Origin of the sequence: Flavobacterium branchiophilum NBRC 15030 = ATCC 35035, from assembly GCF_002217205.1 — a bacterium.
Taxonomy (GTDB): Bacteria; Bacteroidota; Bacteroidia; order Flavobacteriales; family Flavobacteriaceae; genus Flavobacterium; species Flavobacterium branchiophilum.
This window is the reverse complement of the sequence record NZ_MUGT01000199.1, coordinates 1-1,553: the sequence shown is the minus strand read 5'-3', so window position 1 is coordinate 1,553 and position 1,553 is coordinate 1. Positions and strand designations below refer to the sequence as shown.

At 26.7% G+C, this 1,553-nt stretch carries 2 protein-coding genes; both read right to left on the bottom strand.

Annotated features, from left to right (window positions below; genetic code table 11):
- Window positions 1-626: hypothetical protein (locus tag B0A58_RS15760; RefSeq protein ID WP_089081831.1), on the bottom strand; the 626-nt coding region annotated here is incomplete at its 3' end.
- Window positions 627-697: 71 nt separating this feature from the next.
- Complete coding sequence (locus B0A58_RS15755) at window positions 698-1,210, bottom strand: GNAT family N-acetyltransferase (RefSeq protein WP_089081832.1); 513 nt, start codon at window positions 1,208-1,210, stop codon at window positions 698-700.
- Between the last annotated feature and the right edge of the window lie 343 nt (window positions 1,211-1,553).

The window sequence follows — 1,553 nt, the reverse complement described above, 5'->3', positions numbered from 1 at the left end:
AAATTATTTTTTAAAATTTCTAACAATTTTTCTGTTTCAAGCATAGAATGGTCTAAACTACTTAAAGGTAGTCTTACCAATGGAAATTCATCAATAAATGCCAATGCTGCTATTATTGACAATCCCAATTTTTGTATAACCGTTTCAAATTGTTTGCAGTTTGTGCCCCAAAATTTAATGTATTTTGATTCGTCTATAAACACTTCGATAAGTTCATTATCTGAATGATATAACAAGCCAAATTTTAGAAAAGTATCTTTTGTTAGTTCTTTTTTATATTTATCTAAAAATTTTATAATATTATTTTTATTTTTATATTTACTATAATACATTTCATCATCATCTATAGAGGCTACAATAAATATAACCTCATCAGGCAAAAGGGAAGCAAGTTCCACAAAAAGCATCCATAGTTTAGAATTGTCAATATTAATTTCAGAAAAAAAATCAAAACCCAAGTTTACATGTTCAGGATTTCCTTCATTCAATGTAAGGGTATAGCCTTCAATTAAATTTGCAGTTGTACTTCTTTCAATATTTTTTAATATCGTTTCGTCCATTGGTACTTCGTTTGGCAATGCAATTCTAAGAGTTATAGGTAATTCTAATCTTTCAGATGGATTCATATTTTATAAATAAAAAATTAAATTTTGTGATTTTATACCATATCAATTTTCGAGAACATATACTATTGTGGTTATATTTTCAATTCAAATAAACTTACAGTTGCGTTGTCATAATGTGCAGGAAGTCCTTCTGTATTTTTAAGTTTTAACAATCCTAAAAATTCAAAACCACATTTGGTGTAATAAGTAATTAATCCCAGATTGTTACCCACTGTATCCATTCTAACAAACTGTTTATGATTTTCTTCGGCATACCTTTTTGCCCATTCTACAATTTGTAATACAAAATTCTGTCCTTTAAATTCAGGATTTGCTGCTATTCTATGAATATAAACTGCTGGATCTTCATTTTTTTCTTCCCAAATTTGTGGATCATTAAATGTAGTTGCCCAAACACAAGCCATTTTTCCATCAATAATTATTTTCCATTGTTTGTTTTCTGAAATTTCATTTTGTACAATTTTTCTGTCAAAATCAGGCCAATGAACAGTAAACATTGTTTTTTGAAAATCCGTTGCCATTTGATACAAACGGAAAATTTCGTCAATGTCGTTACTTTTACTATTTTCTATTTGAAAATTCATTGTTTTAAATTTTTTATTTAATACCAATATATATTTATAAAATAGTCCAAAGATGCGTAGTTATTTTTTAGAAAAAATTTTCAAGAAAAATCGTTGCATAGCTGGGCTACGGAACTATTTTTTTTGACTCATTTTAGCAAAAAAGAACAAGTAGATTGGACTATTTTATATGTATATTTGGTATAAGATTAAATGTCGTTAAATTAATGCTTATCTAAACGACATTGGATTATAAATATAATATTTAATTTAATAAATATTATTAAGATTTTTTTATAATTAGGTTACTCCCTCCCTCTCAAACCACCTTAATATCATATTTGTCCAACAAACCTATCAAACC